We start from the raw sequence: 26,021 nt of genomic DNA on the forward strand, positions 1-26,021 counted from the left end.
CGGAAATCGACGGCTCTGGCGACATGTGTTTTCTTGGCAATGTCGGCCCCGACAACAAGAGTTGATTCGGTAATTTGTTGAATTCGTTGATTCTGTTTCCTGGCGTGTTTATACTTCATTGTAGAGTACCTCCTGCGCTGGGATTTGTTCTTTGGTCGGAACGTTCCCCAGTATACAGAAGGTACTTTTTTCATTCAAACCTCGAATTCATTCATTACAGGAATGGCTCCTTTATCGATAACCGGTGTGGTCGGGATATGAATCCGCTTACAAACCGTTCCCCCTCCTTTTTATTCGCGGACCCTTTCCGATACCTGTATTGTACCTTGTTTTCCTGCAAGCGTTTTCTGGACAATTTTAAGACAGTCTGGACATTTTTGGCGAGTTTGCCGAATCGGTCATATATAGAAAAAATCATCCGAGGTGAACGAGACTGGTGCGCCGCTCCACCCCCAAACTTATATCCGGAGACTCGTCCCCAGACAGCCTGGTACGAGAAGGAAAATAGAAGACGCGGGTCATTCCGTGTCGAAAAATAAAGGTTTTTCACGCTTCTCTGTGGAATAGATGGGATGGATGGGTCGCCTCCTATCGAATGGCTTTCCCAGACTTTTATCGCTCCCGGCGAGGTGTGCGCAGCTTGCGGTCTTATTTCAGACTCAAATTGTCCATCATTTTGATTTTATTCGCGCTGGCGATCTCGTTTACGCTGTCGACGACAGACCATTTCCGTCTGAAGGAACAAGTCGTCAGCCACCATCAGAATCTGATCCGGCAAAATGAAGAAACGGTCCAATATGCCCTGAAAACCATCGAAAAGGCCTACCATTTGTTCGGGGAGCATATCGCCTTAACCATGCAGAAGCACTCCCTCTACTTGCTGGACCTTTACGATCGCAATCCGAACTTCGACGAATGGGATTTTCAGGAGCTGAAAAACCGCTTTTCGATGGACGTATACATCATCGACTCCGCCAACAAGATCACCCACAGCAGCTATCCGGACGACATCGGCCTGGACTTCTCCGTATGCTGCAACAAGCTGTCCCAGGTGCTGAACGAGAGAAGAAGTTCGGGCGGCTTCTATCACGACGGCATCGACATCGAACAGAAATCGGGAAGGATCAAAAAGTACAGCTACATGGCGACGCGCGACAAAAAGTACTTGATCCAGCTCGGCTATTCCCTCGAAGACGAGGACATTTTCAAGCAGTTTAATTTTCTGGGCACAGCCGACGAGCTGGTTCAAAAGTACGCGTCCATATACGCGATCCACATCTTGAACACGGGCGGATACCCGTTGGGAAAACCGGCCGACAGCTCCTATCTGTCGCCGGAGAGGCGGGCGGCCTTCGAGCATACGCTTCGCACGGGGCAGCCTTCCGAGGTGAGCGGCCATTGGGAGAACGAACCCGCCACCTACCACTACACCCGCTACAGTTCGGAGTTCGATACGGGAACGACCAAATACAAGGTGCTCGAGATCGTCTACACCGACCGGGAGCTGCAAGCCGTGCTCGGCCAAAACCGGAATGCGTTCATCTATCGGTTGGGGATTGTCCTGCTGATTACGGTCGCCCTCGCCCTCGTCGTCTCGCGCTGGGCGGGCAAATTGATGCACCTCGCCTACCACGACAGCTTGACCGGCTTGAAAAACCGGGCGGCTTTCAACGAACTGCTGCAGAACGTCCTCGCCGGGAATCGGGGCACAACCGCCCTGCTGATGATCGATCTGGACAATTTCAAGCTGGTGAACGATTATTACGGACACGACAAGGGAGACGAACTGTTGAGGGGCGCCGCCCAATGCATATGCTCAAGCGCCAGAAAACACGATATCCCGATCCGGCTCGGCGGCGACGAGTTCGTTCTGATTATGCCCTCCGCCACCGCCGAAGAGGCCATGAAAACGGCCGCCGACATCATCGATGCGATCAAAGCGTTGACCGAAGCGGACTTGTATTTGAACGGCGAAAAAATGACGACCAGCATCGGAATCGCGCTCGCCCCCGTGCACGGCGCGGACGTCGAGACGTTATGCAAAAAGGCGGATCTGGCGTTGTACGCCTCAAAGGAACAAGGGAAAAACCGCTATTGCCTTTATGAGGAGGGGAACGGCCGGTGAGGAAATTCGGGAAACTCCCGCATTCGGCAGGATTCGGGCGAATGTGATATTTGTCATAGTCCTCCCGAACCATCTATTGTAAAATAAATCTTAATAATATGGACAAGCCGGGGTGAACGCATGAAACACAGCATCGTTCATAAAATCGTATTCGGCCTGATTATCGTATCCTCCGTGACTTACGGAACCAGCGCCCTGTTTATTTTCGGGCTGAAGGACCGCATACCGGGCATGTCGCCGTCGGCCGTAATCATCTGCACGCTGCTGCTCGGCATATTTTGGACGTCGTTTCTGGGCTGGCTCGCCGCCCGCATGATCGTCCGTCCGCTTCTGGATTTGACCCGCGTATCCGACGAAGCCGCCTCCGGCAATTTGAAAATAGCCGTGCGCGTTCCGGACACCCGGGATGAGCTGAACAAGCTGGCTTTGTCGTTCAAAGAGATGATCTCCAGTCTGCAAGGCATGATCGGCGGCATCGCGGGCCACGCCCATACGACCGGAGAACGCGTCGACGTGCTGAATGCCGCCGTCGCCCAAGCCGCACGCCAGCTTGAGGACATCACGCAGCATATCGGGGAAATATCCGAAGGGGCCGCGGAGCAATCCCGCTCGACCTCCTCCGCGTTGACGGAGATCCGGGCCATGCTGGAAGAAGCCCGCGAGGTCGGCGCGCAGGCCGAACGCACGTCACGGCTGTCCAACGAAATGACGGAAACCGTCGATACGAGCATCAAGAGCGTCTACGAGCTGCTGCAGGGCATCCGCGAGATGGAAGAACTGTACAACCAATCGATGGAACATGTCCGGCTGCTCGCCGAGAAAGCCGAGAGCATCGGCATCATCACCGAGCTTGTCGTCAGCATCTCCTCGCAGACGAATCTGCTCGCGCTGAACGCGGCGATCGAAGCCGCCCGCGCCGGGGAGGAAGGACGCGGCTTCGCCGTTGTCGCGGGCGAAGTGCGCAGGCTGGCCGAGCAGAGCGAGCAGGCGGCCAAGGAGATCAGCGAGGCGATCGCCGAGGTGCAGCGGGTCATCCAGGACGTCGTGCGGGGCAATCGCGAGCAGGCGGAGATCATGCAGCGCGAGTCGGCTCAGGGCCGTTCGGTGAACGAGGCGCTGACGGAGCTGCGTTCGTCCGCCGCCAACATGAGGGAGGCGGTTCATGACATCGCCGGAGTCGTCGCGCGCTTGTCGGAAGGCATCGTTCAGATTCACGACCACTCGGCCGGCATCGACGGAATCGCGGGGAAAATCTCCTCCCGCACCGCGGAGATCTCCTCGGCCATCCAGGAGCAGTTCTCGCTGATGCAGGAGGTCGCCGCTTCGTTCGAGACGTTGAAATCGCATGCCGGACGGTTAAACGAGATGACCGGGCGATTCCGCGTATAACCCCGAATCAACCCCCGGCCGAATTCAGCTCAGCCACACCGTCGCGTCGGCCACCGGACGGCGTCCTCCCGCGGGAGGTGCCGTCACGGGGAAGCCCAGGTAGACGAGAGCGACCAGCTCCTCGTGCGGCTGAAGGCCGAATGCCTGCTTCATGCGGGGATGATACATCGGATCGCCGGAGCGCCAGATCGCCCCGAGGCCGAGAGCGTGCGCCGTCAGAAGCATGTTCTGCACGGCCGCGTGCGCTGCGGCGAACTCTTCGATCCGAGTCACGCGCGGATCGGCCGACGGCGATACCGCCACGGCGATGACGACCGGCGCCCGGTAAGCTTTGGCCGCATGTTTCCGGCGAAACTCGGGATCATCCTGGCCGGACTGCTCGGCCGCGATATCGGCGTACGCGTCCGCGAGCACATCCCTGCCCGCTCCCGTCATCACGAAAAATCTCCACGGCTCCGTCAGATGGTGACAGGGAGCCCAATTGCCCGCCTCCAAAATCTTCTCGATCCATTCCGGCGGAACGGGATCGTCCTTGACCCTGCCGACCGATCGGCGCCCGCGGATCGCTTCATGTATATCCATGACTGCCTCTCTCCTCTTCTCTATTGATCTCTTCTTCTCTCCCTCATGATACACGGTGAAAACAAAAAAATCACACCCGGCATGAACCCATTTCCATTTTTAAACGTATTACAATCAGTTCTCTATTCTTTCGTCCCAGGAGGTCTTCTATGAAAAAACGCATCAAGCCGATCATCGCGAGCACCCTCGCCCTCTCGATGGCGATCGCGGCGCCGGTTCCGTCCGTCCTGGCCGCGGAGCCGCATCAAGCGGCGGCACCCGCATCGGCCGAATCGACTGCCGTCAAGTGGGTTCCGCTCCGCGCCATCGCAGAAGCGTTGGGCGCAACCGTAGGCTGGGAGGACGAGACCCGCACCGTAACGCTGACGCGGGCCGACACATCCGTTTCATTCAGCTACCTCAACCTCGGCGAAGCGAAGGTAGGCGGCGCTTCCGCCGATCTCAGCGCCTTGGTGAAGCTGGACGGCGACACCACGATGGTGGCGCTCGACGCACTCAACGGGTGGTTTGGAAGCCGGGTTGACTGGGAGTCCGGCAAGCTGACGATCGCACCGGACGACCACGTGTCCCGGGCGTATGCGTTCGTGACCGCCCTGAACCGTGGAGACAGCGCCTCGGCTCACTCGTCGTTAAGCCCCGCGATGGCTTCGACCGTAACGCCCGAACTGCTGCAATCCGTTTGGACGGGCAATTTCACGGCGTTCGGGCGCGTGAAAAGCGTGTCCCAACCGACGCTGTCCGAGAACGCCGTCCACCGGAACGTGAAGTTCGTGTATAAAACCGAACTCATGGCGTCGCTGGAATTGACGGTGAGGTTTGACGAGGCCGGTTTTGTCGACGATCTGTATATCGCCCGGATTGCGGAAGGCAGCCCCGAATACCGGAGTCCCGAATATGAGAAGCCGGGCTCCTTCACGGAGGAAGAGATCGTCATCGGCGAAGGCCCGATGCGTCTGCCCGGCACGCTGACGATGCCGGTTGGCGAAGGTCCGTTCCCGGCCGTCGTGCTCGTTCACGGCTCGGGGCCGAACGACCGCGACATGACCGTCGGCGGCTCCCGATTGTTCCGCGATCTGGCCGTCGGCTTGGCTTCCCGCGGCATCGCGGTCGTCCGTTACGACAAGGTGACTTACGAGCATTCGTTTAAGTCGGGAACCTTGCCCAACTTCACGATTCAGCAGGAGACGGCCGATGACGCCCTGGCCGCCGTCCGGTTGCTGGCCGGCGACGATCGGGTCGATCCGGAGCGAATCTATATCATCGGCCATAGCCAAGGCGGCTTCATGGTGCCGCGCATGCTGGAGCTGGATACAGAAGGGCGCATCGCCGGCGCGGTGCTGCTGGCGGGTCCGAGTTCCTCCTTCCAGGATGTGCTTCTGGAGCAAAACGAAGAGCTGCTGCGCCGTTTCGAGCAACTCCGGCTTCCGACCGACTCGATCAAGCAAAACGTCGAGTTGGCGAAAGACATCGTCGATACGATCAAGAATCCGCAATACGACAAGGACAATCTGCCGGCCGACTTCCCGCTGCAGCCCGCATACTGGTGGTTCGAGATGCGGGATTTCGTGCCGATGAACGTGGCGGCCGGGCAGTCCGCTCCGTTGTTGATCGTGCAGGGAGGCAACGACTGGCAGGTGCCGGTAAGACAATTCGAAGATTGGAAAAAAGCGCTGAAAGACCGGACCAACGTCACGTATAAGCTGTATCCGAACATGAACCATTTGCTCTACGATTTTGACGGTATATCGATCGGCAACGAATACGGCGGAGCTTTTAACGTCTCCTCCGAGCTGATCGGCGACATCGCGGACTGGATCGAATCCGATCCTTCCTGAATCGAAAACGGCCGGGACCCCGTTCGGGAGATCCCGGCCGTTTTCGTTGGCTGAGAGCTAAGGAGCGTAAACGGTCAAATCCGCGTACTCCGCCACCATCGGCGCCATCTGTCTGAAGCCGATTTTGCCGCCGCCCAGAACCGGCCCGTACGTCCTGCCGTCATCCGCCCATTCGAAGATACGCAAGCCGTCGATGGCGAACGTAACCGAAGCGCCTTGCTTGACGAACAGCAGCCGGTACATCTTGTCCGCATCTTCCGCGTCCGGGATCGGATCGGCCCCTTGCGCCACGAGATGGAAGCCGTGGCTCTTGCGCAGGTTGCACGTATGGAACCGCCTCTCCTCCTCCCACCTCCGGCGGAAATACGACACATGCAGCGCGTTGATATCGCCGTGGTGGTACTCCGGATAATCTCCCGTTCGCGGCTTCAGCCGGGGATGGAACAAATCTTCTCCTCCCCGGCCCCGGGCGGCGGCGAACAAGATGCACAACCCCGGCTCCCGCAGCGGACGGAAGCTCCATTCCACCGCGATATCGGCCGGGAACTCGTCCGGGCACCAATAGACGAAGTTCGTGCCGTCCGCGCTCTCCAACCGCATTCGTCCGGACGGGAAGCTGACTTTGCCGCCGCCTTCCATCCAGAACGGTGCTACATCCCCGTCCGAGGCGAGCGGGTTGTGATAGATCGCCTTCCATCCGTCCGGGACGGAGACCGGCTCAAGACCGGACTTGCTCATGGCGTTGTCCCTCCTCGTCGGCCGCCGGACGCGGGATACCGCTCCGCATACAGCCCGTCTTGGGGTTTGAATCACGCATGGCCTTCTCCTCCTTCTCCTCCTCCGTGTTTGGGCCCGTATGCTTCCGGCAGCGAATCCGGGATTAGTTCGAGCGCCAGGATTGCGTTCAGCGACCATTGCGACGCCTCGTTCGTATTGATCCAGCCGATCTCCGGAAGCGGCGAGAGGTAGCGCCGCTCCACGGCCGACCGGCGCAGGTCCGTTCGGGCGTACGGATTCTCCAGCAGAACCGCCCAAGTGCGTTCCGCGGCTTCACGATCGTTTCTCCTCCAGGCGCCGTACGCCGCGATGCCCGCTCCGAGAACCGGATGGTGGAACCGGTCCGGCGAGATCCGGCCTTCCGTGTAGCGCGTCTTTTCCTCCGGCAGCAACAGGTAAAACCAGCCGAATTCGGCCAGCATGTCCTCGAACGACGGGTCCTTCAGCATATCCGCCAGCTCGAACCACACCTGGGGACCTCCCATACAGATGGCCAGATGGCGGCCCCAGTTGTCGACGCCCATCGGCGTCAGGACGCCCGTCTTCGGATCGTAGCCGTAAGTCGGACCGGAGAGCAGCCGGAATGGCGTTTTCTTGACGCATTCGAGGCCGACGGCAATCTTGTCCCGGTAAGCCGTATCCTCGAACCTTTCCCAGCGCGTCATCCAATTGGAGCTGAACGCCGCCCAGTCAGGTCCGATGCGAATATGCGTCGGATGCTCGTCCTTCGGATGGTACGCCCGCATGGGATCGAGCGTTACCGTCGAATAGTCGGCGTCCTTCACCTCGTCGAGAATGTCGCCGGTCCGTTCGTCCGTCGTCAGATAGTAATAGTACCGGTGAAGCCCGGCCATCGCGATTCGCGCTTCCTTGCAGCCGCAGCCCCAATGAACGACATTGTGCCGGGAGCCCAGCCCCGCGTACTCGCCGAAGTGATACACGTCCACCTCGCTCGTATGCCGGGTCATCGCCTCGGCCATGCGGAATACGTCCGCCCGGCCGCTGCGCAGGAACGAGACCCACAGCCACATATTCGGGACCAGCTCCGTATTCTGCCAGGCGCAGCCGCCCAGATCGTAATTCCACACGTGGCGCACCGGATCGTAGCTGTGCATATAGTCGCCGTAATCCCAAAACCCGTACCAATCACGCCGTTCGATTTCTTCCCGATAAAACGCGAGAATCCCGTCCAGCCTGTCCTCGATCGCCGCCTTCGCCGGCGCGCTCCGGTCAGGCAAGCTCCATAAGCCGAACGCCCTCGCCGCATGATAATAAGCCGGCTCGCACACCAACAGGGGCGGGGAATGCACGGCGGCGAGCAGCGCGTTCAGTTGATCCTCGGAAGGCGTCTTCGTCAGGCAAAAGATCAGCAGCTCGCTGGTGTTGGCTACCCCGTATGGAGTGGCCCGCAACTCCTCCGCTCCTTCGTAGGCGGATTCGACATGCGTCTCGGTATCGTAGTGGCGCATATCCATCGTCGGCCCGTCCGGCGACCAGAACCAGACAGTTAACGACGCCTCCGGCTGCGCCGTTCGACGGATCTCGAAGCCCGACGGACACTTCTGCCAGAAATTCCGCAGCCCGACCGCCAGTCCTCCGCCTTCGCCGCCGGCGTAAGCGAGCCCCCCGGCCCGGCTTCCGTCCGCCGCTTTCAGCCAGCAGCAGCCCGGCTTCGTACGTTTCGAGATGCGGTAGTGCCGGGAGGAATCCTGCACAAGCTTGAAGTCCGACCAGACGGCGGATTCGTCGAGCAGCCCGAGGAATCGCGCGTCGGACGAAGCGTCGAAATGGACGGTCTCGCCCCGCAACTGCCGTTCGTGCAGCTCGCGGTATCGTCCTTGCGTACGCCGCGTATGCAGCGACTTCGCCGCTTCGGCAAACCAGCCGTCGTCACCCGCGAAGCGCACATGGCGGTTGTGAAGGGGCCCCCGCATCGGCAGCTCGAACCGCAGACCGAGTCCACGGATCATGTCCTGATGCGGATTGCCGTCGTAATAAAACGTATACGCCGCCTGAATGTCCGCAAGCCCCGCGTAAAATTTCAAGCGCAACGTGAACGGCAGCCATTCCGATTGACCGTTGTCCAGTCGATGCCTGCCGTCGATGCGGACAACCGCCTGCACGGGCCCGGACCGTTCGATCCGGACTCTGCGGATCGCGCCGCGGAACGTTTCCTCGACGATCACGCGCCTCCCGGTGGCCGCAGACTCGGTTTCCTTCAGACAGATCAATCGGGCCCCCGAACAGGTTTCGGTCCCTTCCCGCGACACGATCCGCTTGAGGATGGCGTCGCCGCTTTTGCCGATCTCGCAGGTTAACGCTCCGGTATGAACCCGGACACAATCGTCGAACTCCTCAACGGACAGCGGGTGTTCCGGCGCCGGGACATCGGCGGCTTCCAATGTCCATCCGTCGGACGCCGCGGGCAGTACGGCCGCATGGGCCGACCACTTGACGCTTCCGTCCGGCCAGTAAGCCGCCGGCCAGCTTTGCACGGGCAGAAGCCGCCTTTCCCGGTCCCGCAGCCGCAAGCCGCGTTCTCTTGTCAGTTGCCCTTCCTTCCAAGGAACGCCCCATGCCACGCCCGCCTCTCGGCCCGGTGCTCCGTCCAGCCATTTCAGGGATACGGATAAAGGCCTTGTGCTCATCGTTTGTTCTCCTCCGTCCTGTCGCTCCTTACGCCCTTCATTGTAGAAAGGGCAGAGATTGCCGGCAATCGGACATTTTTGACGCCCTCCGCCCGCTCCTGCAGCCGCTGAGCGGCGTCTATTGAACTTTATTGGCGCAATTGAGACTTTTTTGGGGGAGGGTTCCCGATGGGTAACGGTGTTCGGCATTTTTTCCCTCTAGCCGTTATCCCCTCGGCTCAGCGGTGGACAAATGAACGGCCGCCGCCAGTTTGCGACTGTGCGATCATCCGTTTACGATCACCGTTTATGACCAACGTATTTGACAACCACCGGCTTCACCGCCTTTAATTTAACACCCGGGAGCTTAACTTAACGATCCGGCAGCAGCATGAACTGAGAAATGGACCGGATTTTTTTTGGATTTCACACCCGATTTTAATCTTGAAACCAGAACATGTGTTTGATATAATAAGAACAAACGTTCCCTTTGGTGGTGAAAAGCATGTTCGTTCCGGCCGCGCACGTCCAGCATATTCCGGAAGCGATACAGTCTGAAGAAGCTTGCGCCTTTGCCCTGTTTGCCGCCAAATGGCCGCGGGGATACGCGTGCCCGCGATGTTCCTGCCGCCGCTGCTGCCGAATCGAGACGCGCCGCCTTCCCCTGTTCCAATGCCGGAATTGCCGCCACCAAACCTCGTTGATCGCCGGCACGGTTTTCAGCCGCAGCCGAACGCCTTTGACAAAATGGTTCCAAGCCGTTTTTCTGATGTCCCGCCCCGATAACGGAATCTCCGCCCTCGCGCTGCATCGATTGATCGGAGTTACTTATAAAACCGCGTGGCTCATGCTGGCCAAAATCCGGCACGCCATGAGCGAAGCCGACCGGACCGTTCTTTTGTCGGGAATTGTGCGGGCTTCTGCAGGCGCATACGGCAACGTCTATAATCCGTATTTCGACCTTCATCCCCAAGAACACCCGCTTATGATCGGCGCCTCGATGCGGGAGCCGACCGTGCCTCTTCGCATTAAAATGATCGCGACAGATCGCCGTTTTAGCGGGTTGAAAGCGGATTGGGCGACCATTGTCCGATTCCGTCAAATGCACGTTTGCTCCTCGGTGAGCGATTTTCACTGTTCCCGCTCTACCCGAGGAATGTCGGACGCGCGCTTTTTGTTCAAAATCGTAAAAACGGCTACGTCCTGGTTAAACCGTCTCTATCACGGCCTCGGCGCGAAACATTTGCAAAAATACTTGGACGAGTTCACGTTCCGTTACAATGCCCTGCTGCAAAATGAGCTCTTGTATCCGCATATCGAGAGATTATGCGCATCCTCGTCGGCCGTCACTTATCGGGCGCTGGTCCAACATGCGCCGTTCCCTTTGCATAATCCGGTTCGAGCGGCCTGATGAACAGATCGTTCCTCTCTTTGAAGTGACGTCGAGTGTAGCGGCTATCGGGCCGGGGAGTACCTCGCAACCACCCTGCAACCACCCTGCAACCACCCCGCAACCGGCGCACCCGCTTGCTGAGCCATCGGGATAATGTCTAGAGGAAAAAAAACGGAGAACCCCCGCCCCAATCGAAAAGCCCGAACATCCGTTTCTCGGAATTCGGGCCCCAAAGCGACTGCGTCTGCAGCTTACGTCGCGCGATTCAGCTCGCGGTACTGCGTGGGCGTAACGCCCTCCTGTTTTTTGAAAATGCGGTTGAAGTAGCTGTGCTGGTACCCGACGCGAACCGCCACGTCATTGATCTTCAGGTCCGATTCGCGCAGCAGCTCCTTCGCCCGCTCCATGCGCAGTTCCGTCAAATAGTCGATAAAGTTTTTCCCGGTCACCTGCTTAAACGCCTTGCTCAGGAAAAACGGATTTGTGCCGATATGTTCGGCGCAGTTGTCCAGCGAAATATCGTGGCTATAGTTTTCTTGCAGGTAAATCATCGCCTGTTCGATCATTTTTTTCACATGGCCGTCCGACCGCGACTCCAGCTCCGCTTGGTACGGCTTCAGCACCCGCTCCCGGAACAGGCTCAGCATTCGGCCCGGCTCACGGATGGACGACAATCGCTCGTACAGGTTGACTCCCTTGAACAGCTTGCTCGGGTTGATGCCCGAGAGCATAATGGCGTGCTGAAGGCTGCCGAGCAGATGAAGCATCCCTTGCTGGACATCGATCTCCTTGGCCCCGCCCTCCGACAACGTATCGAGGAACAAGGCCAGCAGCCGGTCCGCCTCATCCGTCCGCCCGGTCCGCATCGCCTGGATGATCTCGCGCTCCAGCGTGAACGGATACCGCGGCTCCGAGGCTTCTTCCGTAAGCCTCGCCGATTCGAGATCAAGCACCTGGTTCCGGCTCTCGAATACGCGGAAGCTGACCGCCTGGCGGGCCTCTTCGAACCGCATCGGCAGATCGGATACCAAACGGGTCGGGCGGCCGATCGCAATGGTCAGCCGCATGCGCAGGAGCTGGTTGACCGCTTGCGTCGCTTCGTCGCAGAACGGAACAACCATCTCCAGCACCGGCCGGTCGTTCGGCAGGATCAGCAGGATGCCCGCCGTCAGATCGTGGAAGTTCATGACATCCGCCTGTTCGAACCGTTGATGCGCCAGCTCTTCGATCATGTTGACGCCCGCGAACGTCACGAGGCCTTCGTCCCCGGAGGAGAACCGGCCTTCCAATCCGCTGAAGCCGGTCAGCCGCATAAACAGAACGACGAATTGGCGGTCGTCCACCTCCCAACGGTAATGCCTCATCCGATCGAGCAAATCAGCCTCCGAGTAGGAGGACAAGTAGCCTTGCAGCAGTTGGTGCAGGAAGCCTTCCTTGACGTTCGGCAGTTGCCGGTCCAGCTTGGTCTGAAGTTCCCGGCTCTCCCGGTTCAGGTCCAGCCATCGGCGCTCAATCAGCTTGAACTCGTCCTCAGATGCGACCGCCTTGCCGCCGAGCAGCACCCGCACCAGCCGTTCGATCGGCGAATACAGCCTGCGCGAAGCGAGCCAGGCGAGCAGCCCCGCCACCAGCAGCACCGCCCCGCTAAGCGCCAAAATCCAACGCGAAACGGTGACGACCGGCGCCGTAATGCTCGAGATCGGCGAAGCGGAGACATAGATCCACTCGTCGTTGATCCGGGACAAGGTGCCGTACGATACCGTGTACTTGGTTTTGTCGAGCGTCAGGAAAAAGTCCCCATCCAAAGCCCCCTCCGTACGAATTCGGTCCCGCAGCGTTCGTATGAACGGCGATGCGGGATCGTGTCCGTAAGCGGTTGCCATAATATCGCCCGACTTGGACATCAGAAAGCTTTCTCCGTCACCGTAAGGCGCCATCGTCTGGAGCAGCCCGCTGAGCTTTTGATTGTCCAGCCGAACGATCAGCGCGCCGAACGGGTCCGGGCTGCCGCCGGGAATGTGGTGGACAAGCGTCAGATCCTTGTTATATGGACGGCTCGTGTCATAAGCGTACTCGCCCCAATAAGTGAGCGTTCCGGCTTTCATAATGTAATCGTACGCGTCCTTCTCTTCCCGGCGGTCTACCCGCCAGTATTCCGGCGAGAACAACAAAGGACCATCCTCGGGCAAATACAGCTCGACCTTCTTGGCAAGCGGACTCGAACCCGCCATCACGATCAGCGTCTTCGTAATATCCCTCGCCCGTTCGAATCCCGTCACGAACGAATGGCCGGACAGCGAATAATCGAATTTCGGATCGAACGCCCAGTGGGTGAGCGTCAGTTCGATATTGGAAAGCGTCTCGTCGAGATTATGGGCCCGTTGCGCGATTTGCTTCACATGCCTCGCGTGCAGCTCCCGCTCGACCAGCCCCCCGGCCACCTCATGCAGCACGGCGCCCAAGATCAAGCCCGGCACGGCGGCGATGATCAGCAGCAAAATCAGGATATTGCGGTAATGTCTGCTCTGGCGTGCGCTCAGGCGACGAATCCCCCACCCGAACATACATTCACCACCCCTTGTTTTATGAAAACGCGTTCAAAGCTGCGGACGACGGTTAGACGGAGAAATGAGCCGTTCCTCCCTTATGTTCTCACAATACTTCGAATGCGCGCCGCAGGCAAGGGGGATCGCCGGATTTGCCACGTTGGATATTTTTACGGACCTTGTACTTTGTTGCTTGCCGCGCGAAAAACCCGCGGAATCGGCGGATTCCGCGGGTCTCGGTCGCCGGCGCTGCGGCGGGCTTATGTTTTCGTCTTGTCGTACAATTCGTTGATCTCCTTCACCAGATCGTCGCCGCCGCTTTTTCTCCAGAGCTGCAGCGCCGACTGCCAGCCGGCATCGTTCGTCTGGCCGACGATATACTTGATGCGGGCGTCGTTGATGATGTTGTCCAACTGGTTGCCCTTTTGCGAATACACTTCGGAGATGAGCGGTTCCGCCGGGTTGGGCACGACGATGCTTTCGTTGGCTTTGATCGTCGCATCCTGTTTTATGCGAAGCGGCGTTTGCTTGACTTTTTTCGTCCGGTCTTCCGGGATAAAAGGCAGCATCTGGTTCAGCCCTTCGACCTCGGATTCGAGCAGCGCCGCATCGGTGCTGCGCTCTACGAAGCCGTCCACTAGTTTATAGTGTTTGCCTTCCAGGCCGTAACCGGCGAGTGTGGAGAGATCCTCCTCGTTCAGTTGGTCGAGGAATTTCAGCACGCGCTTCAGTTCGGCTTCCGTCTTGACCGCGGATTTCGAGATGGCCAGCATACCCGCGAAGCCGGACGTCGGCTGCGTAAAGTTGCCTTTCGGCCCTGCAACCGATCCGAGCACGTCCATGAAGTGCTGGTCGTCGGCAACCGTCTCGCCGGCCGCTTTTTTCGCCGCCTTGATGCGGTCGTCGATCCGGGCGGCCGCGTCGATGACGTCGACGATAACGCCCGCTTGGCCGTTCACCACCGGATCGTTCCACTTGGCCGAGTCCATAACGGCGAAGTCGGAGTTGATCAGCTTCTCGTCGTACAGCTTCTTCATGAACTTAAGCGCCTCGAAGTATTCCGGCGTCTCGTGAGCCGGCACCAGCTTGCCGTCGGCCCCCGTTCCCCATCCGTTCGGCGCGCCGAACCACTTGGAGATAATGTCGAAGCCGCTCGCCCATTGTCCGGTCCACTTGACGAGAACCATGCCGTACGTGTCGTTTTTGCCGTTTTTGTCCGGGTCCTTTGTTGCAAACGCCTTCAACATATTGTAGAAGTCGTCGATCGTCTTCGGCGGCTGCAGGCCGACCGCTTCCAGCCAATCCTTGCGGTAGACGATTCCGTTGCGGCCCAGAGGGCGGCCCCTGTAAATGCCGTACAGCTTGCCGTCGATCGAGGTGTTGTTCAGGATGATCGGATTCGCTTTGCTCAGGTTCGGATAATCCTTCAGGTAAGGCGTCAGCTCCCAGAAGGCCCCTTGGCGGGCGGCGCTGACGAAGCTCGGCGCTTTCCGGTCGGGAATGTACATGATATGCGGCAGCTTGCCGGACGCCAGGGTAATGTTCACTTTATCCGGATACGAGGAGTTCGGAACCCACTCAAAATGAATGTTCGTGTTCGTGCGCTTCTCGATCTCAAGGGCGACGGGGCTGTCGTCCTTCGGGAAATTCGTCTTGAAGATCGGCAGCATCAGGGTCAGATCGAGCGGCGCCTCCGGTTTCGCGCTTGGGGCGGACGTCGCTTCCGCCGTCGCCGACGGCGCCGCGGACGGGCTCGAGCCCGAATCGCTGCCCTGCGAGCAGCCGACGACGGACGCAGCCGCGAAAGCGGTCAGAGTCAGCGCGGACCATACCCGCTTCGTGCTTCTGTTTGTTTGCATGGTGCTTGGCCTCCCTTATTTTCATTGTAATATGGCAAGACGGATAAGCGATATCCGTACTTGGCATCAAATCGGGAATCGCGAATCAGCCCTTGATCGAACCGATCAGCACGCCTTTGGCGAAATGCTTCTGCAGGAACGGATAGACGAGCAGGATCGGAATCGTGCCGACGACGATGACCGCCATCTTGATCGACTGATCCGGAGGCTGGACGAAGTTGGGGTCCATCGCGTTGATATCGCCCGCCGCCGCCTGTGACAGCATGACGATCTGGCGAAGCATTACCTGGAGCGGCCATTTGTCCGGATCGTTGATATACAGCAGCGCATTAAAGAAATTGTTCCAATGCCCGACGGCGTAGAACAGGGCGAACGTGGCCAGCACGGGCTTGGAGAGAGGCAGCACGATCCGCCACAGCAAGCCGATCTCGTTGCAGCCGTCGATTTTGGCCGCTTCCTCCAGTTCGGCCGGAAGCTCCTGGAAGAAGTTTTTGATGATAATCAGGTTAAACGCGTTAATCGCGCCGGGAAGCATCAGGCTCCAATACGTGTCGAGCAGCCCCAGCGACTTGACGACGATGTACGTCGGCACCATCCCGCCGGAGAACAGCATCGTGAACAGAATCAGATTCAGCATCGTGTTGCGTCCGAGCAAGCCTCGTTTGGCCAGCGGATACGCCATCGTAAACGTAAAGAACAGGTTCACCAGCGTGCCGACCACCGTCACATACACCGACACGCCGATGCTGCGGATCAGCCGGTCCGTCGAAAAAATGAATTCGTAAGCGGCCATCGAAAACGTCTTGGGAATCAGGAAGAACGATCGCTGCGTCAACTCCACGTCGGTCGCGAACGAACCCGAGACGATATAGATGAACGGGAGAATCGCGCAGAGCGCAAACAGGCTGAGCAGCAAATAGTTGGAGATGTCGAAGATCGTGCCCGACACCGTGCGGTAACGTTTGCCCAAAGTCGGCCGCCCCCTTTCAATACAAGCCCGATTGGCCGAATTTTTTGGCCAGCCAGTTGCTCGCCACGATCAGCACGACGCCGACAACCGCCTTGAACAGGCCGACGGCGGTGCTGTAGCTGAACGCGCCCTGCGTAATGCCCATGAAATACACGTACGTGTCGAATACGTCGGCGACTTCGCGGTTCAGTGCGTTGGTCATCAGATAAATTTGCTCGAAGCCGTTCTCCAAAATGTCGCCCATGCGCAAAATCAGCAGAATGACGATCGTGCTGCGAATGCCGGGCAGCGTAATGTGCCACAGTTGGCGCCACCGGCTCGCTCCGTCCATAATCGCCGCTTCGTATTGCTCCGCATCGACGCCCGCAAGAGCCGCCAGAAACAGAATCGTGCCGAAGCCGGATTCCTTCCAGATCAACTGCAGGATAATGAGCGGCCGGAACCAGTCGGGGCTGGCGAGGAAGTCGATTTTTTCCCCGCCGTATTTGACGATCAGCTCGTTGACCAGCCCGCCCTCCGTCGTCAGCAGCACGTACGTCAGACTGGCGACGATCACCATCGAGATGAAGTGGGGCACGTAGATCAGCGTCTGGACCGTACGCTTGAAGATCGCCAGCCGCACTTCGTTCAGCAGCAACGCCAGAACGATCGGCACCGGGAAATAGAACAATAAATTGTACAAGGAAAGAATCAGCGTATTGCGGAGCAACTTGAAAAAGTCCGGATTCTGAAAAAACAATTGAAAATGCTCGAATCCGACCCACTCGCTTCGCCAGAAGCCGGCAAACGGCTGGTAGTTCTGAAACGCGATCAGGATGCCCCACATGGGCACGTATTTGAAAATGATGAAATAGAGAACGCCAGGCAACAGCAGCACATACAGCCATTTGTCGCGTTTGAGCCTGCCGAGCGCGTTGTTCCGGTATACGCCGGTGCGCGTTCCCGCCGCCGTCCCTGCCGTTCCGCTCCGGGAAGCCAGTTCCTCCATCCCATTCCCCTCCAGTCGTCATCACCACGAGCGGTGTGATTTCATTGTTGTCCGTCCGAGGCTTTTCCGGCAATTGCACATTCTTGATTCGGACTTTTCCGGCGGGATACACAATTTTGACGGGGTTTGCACTTTGTTGAAAAACCGCCCAACGGCGCGATTGAAGAGAGAAAAAAACAAAAGCGCCGAAGCACACTCGCTTCGACGCTCGGCTCACATGGGCTCGTCCGAACCGCGTAATCCGGCACGTCAGGCCCCTTATCCGATTTGCGCTTTTGCCGCTTCCTGCTCCGCACGGGCCGCGGCCCGACGCTCCGCCCGCTCGCTTTCCTTCATTCTCGGGCAGGTGTAGCAATAAGAGCCTCCTTCGGTCCGGTAGTAGAGGCAGCAGACGTTTTTCATATACACTTGCTGATCGGGGTCCAGCAAGCTTTCGATCGGCCGGCCGTTAACGTCGAGGGGATTTTTGGCCCGTCCGAACACTTCCCTCGCATCGATCCCCTTGCGCAACAGCATATAATCCGCCGTCAGCCGCTCCATGCTGGGAACGAGCTTCGGTTCCTCTTTCAACGCCCGCATGTAATAGTTCAGCTTGGTCGGAATCATTCCCCACAGATGCCCGACCGTCAGGCCCGACGCCTGGGCAGCGGCTTCGAACATCGGTCGAAGCGTGCCGCCGTAGAACCGGCTAAGCTCCGAGCTTAACCAGCCGTCGCGTCCCGCGTCCGAATCCGGAACGTTCTCCTTCCATTCCCTTAGCACGTATGCAAACCGGCCGTAGCCGCCGTCCGCATACAACGCGATCTCCAGATTGTCGGCCGACAAGTCCAGCACGCAGTTCCAGACCGACGCGCAAAATTGCTGGGCAACCGCCAGACCCGCGCACCAGTTGGCAAAATAAGCGGCTGCTGCCTGAAGATCTTTGGCTTTGATGAGCGGAGCGTACACGTTCAACAACTCCAGCATCCGCTTAGGGTCGGCCAACTCGGCGGAAGGGAGCGCAACGATCGGGTCCGCAGGTTTGACGAACGTCACGTACAGCTTTTGTTCCAACAGCTCCCGGTTTACTCGGTTGCCCACAAGATCGCCTTCCTTTTATGTAAACGGTTTAAACCGTGATAGTGATAATCATTTTCATTATTATACATACAAATGGCCGCGATGTCCAGTCGGAGCCCGCAGCCATTCGGCAATTGATCCTTTTCAGTTGTTCCGCCGCCGATTCCCCTCCCGGAACCGGGGCAACGGACCGATCCGGTTCAGTCCAGCAAACCGACCGCGACCAGCCCGTTCCAGATGCCGTCCTGCTCGTTCGAGGTGGTGACGTAATCCGCCGCCGCCTTGGCCTCCGGCACGGCGTTGCCCATCGCGATGCCCGTGCCGACCTCGGTCAGCATCTCGACGTCGTTGATGCCGTCGCCGAAGGCGTAGCATCTGGAATTCGGAACGCCCGCCGCTTCGAGCAGCTTGGCGATGCCCACGGCTTTGGAGACGCCGAGCGGCAGAATATCGTAAGCGTTGGGATGCCACTGAATAAAATGCAAATCGGGAAACGCTTCCTTATAATGACGGCCTGTGTCCGTCTTGCAGAACAGATAGCCTTGATAGACCGGCGTATGTCTGAAAAATTGGGGATTCACCGGCGGATGATCCAGCTTTAGACGTCCGAGCGTCATCATGATGAGAGGATGCGCCTCCGCGCTTGCCGCCAGCTCCTTCTCGCCGCAGTACCCGATGGCGTCGCCCCGCTCGGCCGCCATGTCCGTCATCCGCCCCAGCAGCTCCGGATCGATTCGGTTCGCATAAACGGTGCGGCCTTCCCACACGGTGAACTGCCCGTTCATCGCCACGTAAGAGCGGATATTCAATTCCCGGCGTATCCATTCGAATTGCGTCGGAGCGCGTCCGGTCGCGATCGCCGTGCCGATCCCGCGTTCCTGCAGCAGGCGAACCGCGCGGCGGGTCGACTCCGGTATGCGTTTTTCCTCGTCCAGCAGCGTCCCGTCAATATCGAAAATCACAAACGATTTCTCCATCTGTCTGTCCATGCCTCCCCGTCTCCCGCTCCCTTTTCTATGCCGCAGGCCGTCACGCCCTCTACGGGTAACGCCGGCCGGGCGGCTGCGGATGGCTTAACCGCCTCCGCTCCTCCAGTGTAAAATATGAAACGCGTTTCAGGTCAAGTTTCTTTTTTTGGGCGAGTCCGGTCCGTCGGCGCTTTGCATTTCAAATCTAGTATTTTAAAATAGGCGGTAACGGAAGGAGGGCGAAGTCGATGGCCAACATCCGGGAAATCGCCAAAATCGCCGGCGTGTCGGTATCGACGGTATCCCGTGTGCTGAACGGACATCCCTATGTGCGGGAGGAAAAACGCAGAGCGGTGACCGAGGCGATAAACAAGCTCGATTATGCGCCCAACCGCAAGGCGGTGCAACTGACCACGGGCCGGAGCGACACCGTCGGCGTCGTGATGCCCGCCATCGATCATCCGTACTACGCCCGGATTCTCGAAGGCGTATCGAGAGCCGCGCTGAAGGCCGGCTACCAGTTGCTGATGGTACAGACCGCGTACGACGCCGAGGCGGAACGGCGCGCGCTGGAGTTGATCCGGACGAAGCAGGTCGACGGCTTGATTCTGGCGTCGAATATGCTGGATTGGCAGGAGATCGCGCCGTACAGCAGCTACGGCCCGCTGCTCGCCTGCGGGGAACCGGCGGTGGAAGGCATATCGGCCGTCTATGTGGATCATTACGCGTGTTTCGCCGACGCGCTGCGTTACCTGATTCGGCGGGGACGCCGGCGGATCGGATTTACGCTTGCCCGGCCCGACAGCGCAAACAGCCGCAAGCGCCGGCAAGCGTACGACGACGTGCTCTCGGAGGCCGGCCTCGTCCGGCGGGACGAGTGGCGGTTCGAGCAATGCCGCACCGCCTTCGACGGAGCCGCAATCGCGAGGAGGCTGATGGGGGCGCGGGACCGGCCCGACGCCCTGATCGTCACCGGCGACCTGGCCGCGGTCGGGTTCATCGCTGAGGCGCGCCGGATCGGCTTGCGCGTTCCCGAGGACATCGCGGTCGTCGGCTTCGACAACCAGCCGATCGCCGACGTGTTCGGGCTGACGACGATGGATATCGGTCTGCCCGAAATGGGCGGCCTGGCCTTCGAAACGGTGCTCGCGCGCATTCGGGATCGCGAAGCGAAGCCCGTCAGCCGGCAATTGGCGTACCGGCTGATCGAGAGATTCACCGTATAAATCTGAATGGACAGGGGATAAACATATCCGCTCGCTCGGAATCCCCAAGATGGAAATCGCGTTTCGCGTATACCGCGAGGACGCTTATTATTTGAACGGCAAACGGTTCGGAGACTGACAAGAGGAGGGACATGACTATGGAACCAACCGAACGCGACCGTCTGCTCGCCGGTCTGCAAGCGGGCGATCCCCAAGCCCTGGAACAATGGTTCGCCCTGCTCGACGAGTGGGACAGGCTCCGGGCGGATCATGCCCGTCTGCAAGCCGAGGTCAAAAAATTAAGAGCCTCCCGCAAGTCGCCGGACACGATGTCCACGCGGCTCAGGGACGCTCTGCGCGAATAAGCCGGGACTCGCCCCGCGCCGGAACGGCACCGGCGGCAAACTCCGGATCAATCCAAACACCCCTGCCGGCATGAAGCGCCGATGGGGTGTTGTTTGTTTCTCCCGTTATTCGGCCGGCGGCGTGAATGTCCGCTGGGCGAACTCCGCATCGAGCATATAAAACGCGTTGCTGTCCTGGTCGATGCGCTTCAGCTTCTGGATGATGCCGTCGAACAGGGCTTCTTCCTCAACTTGCTCGTCTATAAACCACTTCAGGAAGTGGATCGTCGCATGCTCGCGGTCGTTCCACGCCAAATCGGACAAATCGTAGAAACGCTTCGTGTTCAGCTTCTCGTGGCGGTAGCCCTGCTCGAACACGTCCAGCATCGAGGTGTACTCATTGTTCGGAGCCGGCATGCCGCTCAGCGTCGCGCGATGTCCACGGTCGTTCAGGAACTTGTAGATTTTCATCGCGTGGAACCGCTCTTCCTCCGCTTGCACGATAAAAAAGTTCGCGAACCCGTCCAGGCTCTCGCCGGAGCAATATGCCGCCATCGCCAGATAGACGTGCGCCGAATAAAATTCAAAGTTCATTTGCTCGTTAAGCGCCTTGACCAACGTCTCGTTCATTCGGTTCATGCTCCTTGTCTGGTGGAAAATGCTGCCCGCGGGCATATCTCCATCATACAAGAAGTCGCGAACAAGCTCAACCTGCTACCCGATCCGCTCCAGGAGCGCGAGATACAACGACTCGGCCGTAGGCGCCGACACCACTTCTTTTTTGCCGATCATGGCGAAGCATTTTTTCGAGCACAACCCGCAACGCCCCAGACATTCCCGCTTCTTCTGCTTCATCTCCGGGTAAAGCTTCTTCATCGCCTTGTAGGCGGGCTTGGTGCCCAGCTTCTTCAGGTTTTTCTCGCAATACTTGATTTTCTTCGCGCCCACGGTCTCGCCTTCCTTTCGGATCGGAATGAGAATCGCCATAAATCATGATAATGATTATCATTCCATGCGTCAAGGAAAATGATGCGCGGCTTGGACCATTCCGGCACGGCTTCCTCCCGTTTATGAGTTCCCCGGACTGGCCTGTCGGCCCGACCGGCCGCTATAATGGGCATAACGATGGAGTAAAGAGGGAGAGGTTACGAGGATGAATCTGATTACCTTTCAACTGCGCACCCGCCAGCGGGATGAAATTGTCGATTTGACGGCGAAGGTCGCCGACGCGATCCGCCAATCCGGAGTGACGGACGGGCTCGCGGTCGTCTACTGCCCGCACACGACGGCCGGCATCGCCATCAACGAAAACGCCGACCCCGACGTGAAACGGGACGTGCTCCGGCGGCTGAACGAGCTGTATCCGTGGGATCACCCGCACGACCGCCATGCGGAAGGGAACACCGCCGCCCACCTCAAGGCGATGACGGTCGGTTCCTCGCAGACGGTGATCGTCAGCGGAGGCCGGCCCTTGCTCGGCACGTGGCAGGGGGTCTATTTCTGCGAATTCGACGGCCCCCGGGAACGCAAGGTATGGGTGAAAATCATCGGAGATTCCCGCTCCTGACTTTAAACTTTTTTCAATCAGCCTGTTATATACTCGCCTGACCGGACGTCTTCCCTATAGCTGCAGCAAAAGGAGGAGAAAACGACGATGAGCGATTCGGCGCCGAATCTGTTCAGGCAGATTTTCGAACTGCACTACCCGTCCGTCCGCCGCAAGCTGGTGGCGCTCGTGAAGGACGAAGCCGCCGCCGAGGACTTGGCGCAGGAAGTGTTCCTGAAGCTCTACCGCCATCCCCCCGATCATCCGGGCGCCATTGGCGGATGGCTGCACCGCGTGCTGACGCGAACCGCCTATGATTATCTCGACCGGAAAACCCGGGAACGAGCTCTGATAGAAAAACAGGAGCAGCATATCCAGACGTTGCCCGATTCCCATCAGGACAGCGAAGAGCTCGTCATGAGACAAGCCGACCGCGAACAAGTGCTGAAATGGATGGAAAAGCTGTCGGAACGCGACCGCGAGATGCTGCTGCTTCGCTACTCCGGATACAGCTATTCGGAGATCGCCGAACGGCTGAAAATCCGGCAGACCCAAGTCGGCACGATGCTGATGCGGGCGACCGAACGGGTGCGCCGCCACGCCATGGCCGACGCCGAGGCGAACCGGCTGTAACGGCGGCAAGGAACGGACGATCCCCATTATGACAGGAGGTAAATGCCATGACCCACAACGGAATCGACCGCGAGCGCATGGATGAGGCCTGGGCCGAGCTGGAAAGCAAACTGGCCGGCGAAACGCCTTCGCCGAAATGGGCCGAATGGTCGCAAATCGGCGTAACGGCGGCGGATACGACGCTCGATCCGGCGGCGGAAGAAGCCGGGAAGCCCGCCGCCCCGGCGGCTGACGGCGCATATCGGATTCCCGTTCGAACCGAGCAGGATTCGCCGCGCAAGCGCCGCTTCAGCTTCAAGCGCTACGGCGTTGCCGCCGCGGCGGCGGCGCTCGCGATTGTCGTTGCGACCCCGGCCGCAAACGACGCGCTTGCTTCGATGCTGAATCAGTTCCGGATGCAGGAAGTCGTCGTCGTGCAGGAGAATGACCTGCGCCAGTTGATGAATCAGCTTTTCCCCGATGGCCAATCCGCCGAAGCGGTCAATAAATTCGGCGCCTTTACGGCTTCGGGCCAAGGCAAATACGAAAATTTCGGCAGCATCGAAGCAGCCGAGAAACGGCTGGGAGCGGCCATCAAATTGCCCGCGTCGTGGCTGTCCCAGAATAACCTGTATATCGGTCTGGCTCCGTCGAACGTATACACGTTCACCCTGAACGTGGACGAAATCAACCGGGTGATGGAACGCCTGGGGGCGAAGCAACTGCTGCCGACTTCCGTCGACGGAAAACCGCTTATGCTGAAAACAGACCGGGAGCTTCATGTCAGCTACCATATCGAAAGCGAGGACCCCAAACAAAACGGCGCAGGCGCCAGCTATTCCCGCACGGCGGTGCCTACGATCGAATTCGATCCGTCCGTCGACGCCAAGGCCGCCTACGACGCCGTCGTCAACTTCCCGATGCTGCCGGAGCATATCCGCAGCAAGATTGTGCAGGGTTCTCGTCTGGAGGAAGGGCAAGTGCCGATGCCGCTTGTCCTGAATCGGGAACCGGAGAAACGGGTAATCGCCGGCGTCCCGGTATATCTGGACCAACGGTCCGACACGGATTCCATCTCCGCCATCTGGCTGAAGGACGGCTACCTGCATTCGGCCTACTTCTACCAGTATGAAAGCCGCGACAAAGCGCTTGCGGAGCTGACGGAGTTGGTGAGCCCATGACAGCGGCGCAGGCGGCTATCCGCACCGACGGACTGACCAAAGACTACGGAGACCGGCGGGGCTGCCGAAACGTTACGCTGACCGTGCAAGCCGGGGAAGCCTTTGGCTTCCTCGGCCCGAACGGGGCGGGCAAAAGCACGCTGGTCAAAATGCTTGTCGGCCTGATCTCGCCGACCGCCGGGTCGGCGGAGCTGTTCGGCCACCCCGCCGGATCGGTGGAGGCACGGCGGCGAATCGGTTATCTCCCCGAGCTGTTCCGGTATCCGGAATGGCTCACCGGCGTGGAGGCGCTCCGGTTTCACGCAAGGCTCTGCGGACTGGACAATCAAACCGCCGAACGGCGGATCGCGGAGCTGCTGGACGAAGTCGGCATCGGGCGCCGGGGTTACGACCGGATCAAAAAGTATTCCAAAGGCATGCAGCAGCGGCTCGGACTGGCCTGCGCCCTGATCGGCAATCCGGATCTCGTCTTCCTGGACGAGCCGGCTTCGGCGCTCGACCCCGTCGGCCGGCACGAGGTTCGGGAAATATTGAAGCGGCTCAAGGAGCGGGGCACGACGATATTCCTGAACTCCCATCTGCTCGAAGACGTCGAGCAGATATGCGACCGGATGGCGCTGCTGAACAACGGCCAGGTGCTCGCCGAAGGGCCGATCGCGGACCTGTTGCGCGAACGGTCGCGCTGGCACGTCCGCGTCGGCGGTTATTCGCCGGTTGTCGCGGAATGGCTGTCGCTGGCGGTCGACGCTCCCTTGCGCGTTCGGCCGGACCTGCCGCTGCCGCCCGGCAGCGACAGCGTCTGGCTGGAGGCGGAGCTGGAGAACGAGGAGCAGATCGGAAGGCTGCATTATTTGATCGTGGAGCAAGGGTTGACCTTGTACGAAGCCCGCCGCGCCGATTCCGGATTGGAGCAATGGTTCCTGCAGGCCGTCTCCGGCCTGGAGCACCGGGGGGAGGGGACGCGAACATGAAAGCGGTATGGGCTCTCACCTGGACCGAGATGATCCGCAAGCGCGTCACCTTCATGACCTTGGCGATGACCGCCTTGTTCGGCATCGCTTTCTGGTTTATCTCCGATGCGATCATCGGCGATCCGGACTACCGGGAGCAGGATTCGCTCCAATCGCTGCTGCACCAGTACACCGACGGGGCGATGCTGCTCGCGCTCGGCTTTTTCTTCGGAGCGTTCGCCGTCGCATTCCTCGCGATCTTCAGCTCCATCTCCGCGGTCACCGGCGAAGCGGAGCACGGCGTGCTGCAATCGGTGCTGGCGCGTCCGCTCCCGCGATGGAGATGGTATCTGGGCCGCTGGCTCGGCTTCACCGTATTCGGACTGCTGTACGCCGGGCTGCTGTATGCCCTTATCGTGCTGATCGTCGCCTACCGGACGGGCGTCTCGCTGGACGGACTCACGATCTTCAAGAGTTATCTGCTGTTCGGCTCCGTCGTCCCGCTGCTGGTGACCGTCACCATGCTTGGTTCGATCTGGCTGAGCCCGCTCGGCAACGGCATCGGCATGACGATGCTGTTCGCGATGAGCTGGCTCGGCGGCATGATCGAGAAGCTGCTCGGCAGCGAGCTTCTGCGCAACGAGGCGATGCGGCCGCTGCAAACGATATCCGGATTGATATCGCTGGCGATGCCGGCCGACGCGCTGCAGCAGCGGATGCTGGCGGAGCTGCTGTCGCTGAGCGATTTTCAGCAGCTCACGAACCTGAACAACCATTTGGGCCCCTTTGCGCTGGCGAGCATTCCGTCCGACTCGTTCCTGATCTACGCCGCCGCATATACGCTGGTCCTGATGGCGGCCGGGATTTGGGCGATACGAAAACGCGATTTCTAACCGAAGTTTTTTTGCGCACGGCTTTCCCCCCTGGCGCCTCTCCGGGAGCGCTTCGGGGGTTTTTTGCCGTGGAGCAAGCTGGAAGGCGAGTCCAGCCCGTTAGCACTTTTTTGGCAAACACAAGCGGAGGCCGATTGGTTAAAAATGGGTTATGGCGGAAAAGCGCGCCCGT

General features: G+C 59.3%; 22 protein-coding genes. 11 read left to right on the forward strand and 11 right to left on the reverse strand.

Features of this window, described 5'->3' with window-relative positions; translation table 11 throughout:
* Nucleotides 1–640 precede the first annotated feature (640 nt).
* Nucleotides 641–2,125 carry a GGDEF domain-containing protein gene (locus tag FE781_RS06630; protein ID WP_170209441.1) on the forward strand — a complete coding sequence of 495 codons (1,485 nt, stop codon included), beginning with the start codon at nucleotides 641–643 and terminating at the stop codon, nucleotides 2,123–2,125.
* A 120-nt stretch (nucleotides 2,126–2,245) separates the two neighbouring features.
* Entirely contained in the window at nucleotides 2,246–3,514 is a 1,269-nt protein-coding gene (locus tag FE781_RS06635) for a methyl-accepting chemotaxis protein (protein WP_138788837.1), read from the forward strand.
* Between the two features lie 24 nt (nucleotides 3,515–3,538).
* Here the strand turns inward: FE781_RS06635 and FE781_RS06640 are convergent, their stop codons facing one another.
* Nucleotides 3,539–4,096 (reverse strand): nitroreductase family protein, encoded by a 558-nt coding sequence (locus FE781_RS06640; protein WP_138788838.1) that lies wholly within the window; start codon nucleotides 4,094–4,096, stop codon nucleotides 3,539–3,541.
* A 149-nt stretch (nucleotides 4,097–4,245) separates the two neighbouring features.
* Between FE781_RS06640 and FE781_RS06645 the strand changes: the two genes are divergently transcribed.
* Complete coding sequence (locus FE781_RS06645; protein WP_138788839.1) at nucleotides 4,246–5,931, forward strand: alpha/beta hydrolase family protein; 1,686 nt, start codon at nucleotides 4,246–4,248, stop codon at nucleotides 5,929–5,931.
* A gap of 57 nt (nucleotides 5,932–5,988) precedes the next feature.
* On the opposite strand, the gene FE781_RS06650 is transcribed toward FE781_RS06645, so the two are convergent.
* Nucleotides 5,989–6,669: a DUF1961 family protein gene (locus FE781_RS06650; RefSeq protein WP_138788840.1), complete on the reverse strand. Its 681-nt coding sequence runs from the start codon at nucleotides 6,667–6,669 to the stop codon at nucleotides 5,989–5,991.
* 71 nt (nucleotides 6,670–6,740) lie between these two features.
* Nucleotides 6,741–9,356: an exo-rhamnogalacturonan lyase family protein gene (locus FE781_RS06655; protein WP_138788841.1), complete on the reverse strand. Its 2,616-nt coding sequence runs from the start codon at nucleotides 9,354–9,356 to the stop codon at nucleotides 6,741–6,743.
* Between the two features lie 484 nt (nucleotides 9,357–9,840).
* On the opposite strand from FE781_RS06655, the gene FE781_RS18120 reads away from it, so the two are divergent.
* Complete coding sequence (locus FE781_RS18120) at nucleotides 9,841–10,746, forward strand: transposase (RefSeq protein ID WP_170209442.1); 906 nt, start codon at nucleotides 9,841–9,843, stop codon at nucleotides 10,744–10,746.
* Between the two features lie 233 nt (nucleotides 10,747–10,979).
* Here FE781_RS18120 and FE781_RS06665 read toward each other — a convergent pair whose 3' ends face one another.
* The 6 genes from FE781_RS06665 to FE781_RS06690 all read right to left on the reverse strand — a co-directional run bounded on the left by FE781_RS06665 (nucleotide 10,980) and on the right by FE781_RS06690 (nucleotide 19,139).
* Entirely contained in the window at nucleotides 10,980–13,292 is a 2,313-nt protein-coding gene (locus FE781_RS06665; protein WP_138788843.1) for a helix-turn-helix domain-containing protein, read from the reverse strand.
* Between the two features lie 242 nt (nucleotides 13,293–13,534).
* A complete protein-coding gene (locus FE781_RS06670; RefSeq protein ID WP_138788844.1) occupies nucleotides 13,535–15,133 on the reverse strand; it encodes an extracellular solute-binding protein in 1,599 nt (532 codons plus the stop codon).
* 85 nt (nucleotides 15,134–15,218) lie between these two features.
* A complete protein-coding gene (locus FE781_RS06675; protein ID WP_138788845.1) occupies nucleotides 15,219–16,103 on the reverse strand; it encodes a carbohydrate ABC transporter permease in 885 nt (294 codons plus the stop codon).
* 16 nt (nucleotides 16,104–16,119) lie between these two features.
* A complete protein-coding gene (locus FE781_RS06680; RefSeq protein ID WP_138788846.1) occupies nucleotides 16,120–17,091 on the reverse strand; it encodes an ABC transporter permease in 972 nt (323 codons plus the stop codon).
* Nucleotides 17,092–17,349: 258 nt separating this feature from the next.
* Nucleotides 17,350–18,171, reverse strand: coding sequence for a (2Fe-2S)-binding protein (locus tag FE781_RS06685; protein WP_138788847.1), 822 nt, complete (start codon nucleotides 18,169–18,171; stop codon nucleotides 17,350–17,352).
* Between the two features lie 179 nt (nucleotides 18,172–18,350).
* The gene (locus FE781_RS06690; RefSeq protein WP_246068081.1) at nucleotides 18,351–19,139 is read right to left on the reverse strand and encodes a Cof-type HAD-IIB family hydrolase; all 789 of its coding nucleotides are present in this window, start codon (nucleotides 19,137–19,139) and stop codon (nucleotides 18,351–18,353) included.
* Nucleotides 19,140–19,366: 227 nt separating this feature from the next.
* Here FE781_RS06690 and FE781_RS06695 point away from each other — a divergent pair, with 227 nt between their 5' ends.
* Both FE781_RS06695 and FE781_RS06700 read left to right on the forward strand, forming a co-directional pair.
* Complete coding sequence (locus FE781_RS06695; protein ID WP_138788848.1) at nucleotides 19,367–20,344, forward strand: LacI family DNA-binding transcriptional regulator; 978 nt, start codon at nucleotides 19,367–19,369, stop codon at nucleotides 20,342–20,344.
* A 137-nt stretch (nucleotides 20,345–20,481) separates the two neighbouring features.
* Complete coding sequence (locus tag FE781_RS06700; RefSeq protein ID WP_138788849.1) at nucleotides 20,482–20,688, forward strand: hypothetical protein; 207 nt, start codon at nucleotides 20,482–20,484, stop codon at nucleotides 20,686–20,688.
* Nucleotides 20,689–20,793: 105 nt separating this feature from the next.
* Here FE781_RS06700 and FE781_RS06705 read toward each other — a convergent pair whose 3' ends face one another.
* Together FE781_RS06705 and FE781_RS06710 are read right to left on the reverse strand one after the other, a co-directional pair.
* Nucleotides 20,794–21,297: a ferritin gene (locus FE781_RS06705; protein ID WP_138788850.1), complete on the reverse strand. Its 504-nt coding sequence runs from the start codon at nucleotides 21,295–21,297 to the stop codon at nucleotides 20,794–20,796.
* An 84-nt stretch (nucleotides 21,298–21,381) separates the two neighbouring features.
* A complete protein-coding gene (locus FE781_RS06710) occupies nucleotides 21,382–21,615 on the reverse strand; it encodes a DUF1450 domain-containing protein (RefSeq protein WP_246068082.1) in 234 nt (77 codons plus the stop codon).
* A gap of 205 nt (nucleotides 21,616–21,820) precedes the next feature.
* On the opposite strand from FE781_RS06710, the gene FE781_RS06715 reads away from it, so the two are divergent.
* The 5 genes from FE781_RS06715 to FE781_RS06735 all read left to right on the forward strand — a co-directional run bounded on the left by FE781_RS06715 (nucleotide 21,821) and on the right by FE781_RS06735 (nucleotide 25,849).
* Entirely contained in the window at nucleotides 21,821–22,234 is a 414-nt protein-coding gene (locus FE781_RS06715; RefSeq protein ID WP_138788852.1) for a secondary thiamine-phosphate synthase enzyme YjbQ, read from the forward strand.
* A gap of 87 nt (nucleotides 22,235–22,321) precedes the next feature.
* Nucleotides 22,322–22,846, forward strand: coding sequence for a sigma-70 family RNA polymerase sigma factor (locus tag FE781_RS06720; protein ID WP_138788853.1), 525 nt, complete (start codon nucleotides 22,322–22,324; stop codon nucleotides 22,844–22,846).
* 47 nt (nucleotides 22,847–22,893) lie between these two features.
* Complete coding sequence (locus FE781_RS06725) at nucleotides 22,894–24,006, forward strand: hypothetical protein (RefSeq protein WP_138788854.1); 1,113 nt, start codon at nucleotides 22,894–22,896, stop codon at nucleotides 24,004–24,006.
* On the forward strand, nucleotides 24,003–24,977 hold the full coding sequence (locus FE781_RS06730) for an ABC transporter ATP-binding protein (RefSeq protein ID WP_138788855.1): 975 nt from the start codon (nucleotides 24,003–24,005) through the stop codon (nucleotides 24,975–24,977). Before FE781_RS06725 ends, FE781_RS06730 begins: the two co-directional genes overlap by 4 nt.
* Nucleotides 24,974–25,849, forward strand: a complete 876-nt coding sequence (locus tag FE781_RS06735; RefSeq protein WP_138788856.1) for an ABC transporter permease subunit — start codon at nucleotides 24,974–24,976, stop codon at nucleotides 25,847–25,849. Before FE781_RS06730 ends, FE781_RS06735 begins: the two co-directional genes overlap by 4 nt.
* Nucleotides 25,850–26,021 lie beyond the last annotated feature (172 nt).

It is taken from the genome of Paenibacillus thermoaerophilus (assembly GCF_005938195.1).
GTDB lineage: Bacteria > Bacillota > Bacilli > Paenibacillales > Reconciliibacillaceae > Paenibacillus_W > Paenibacillus_W thermoaerophilus.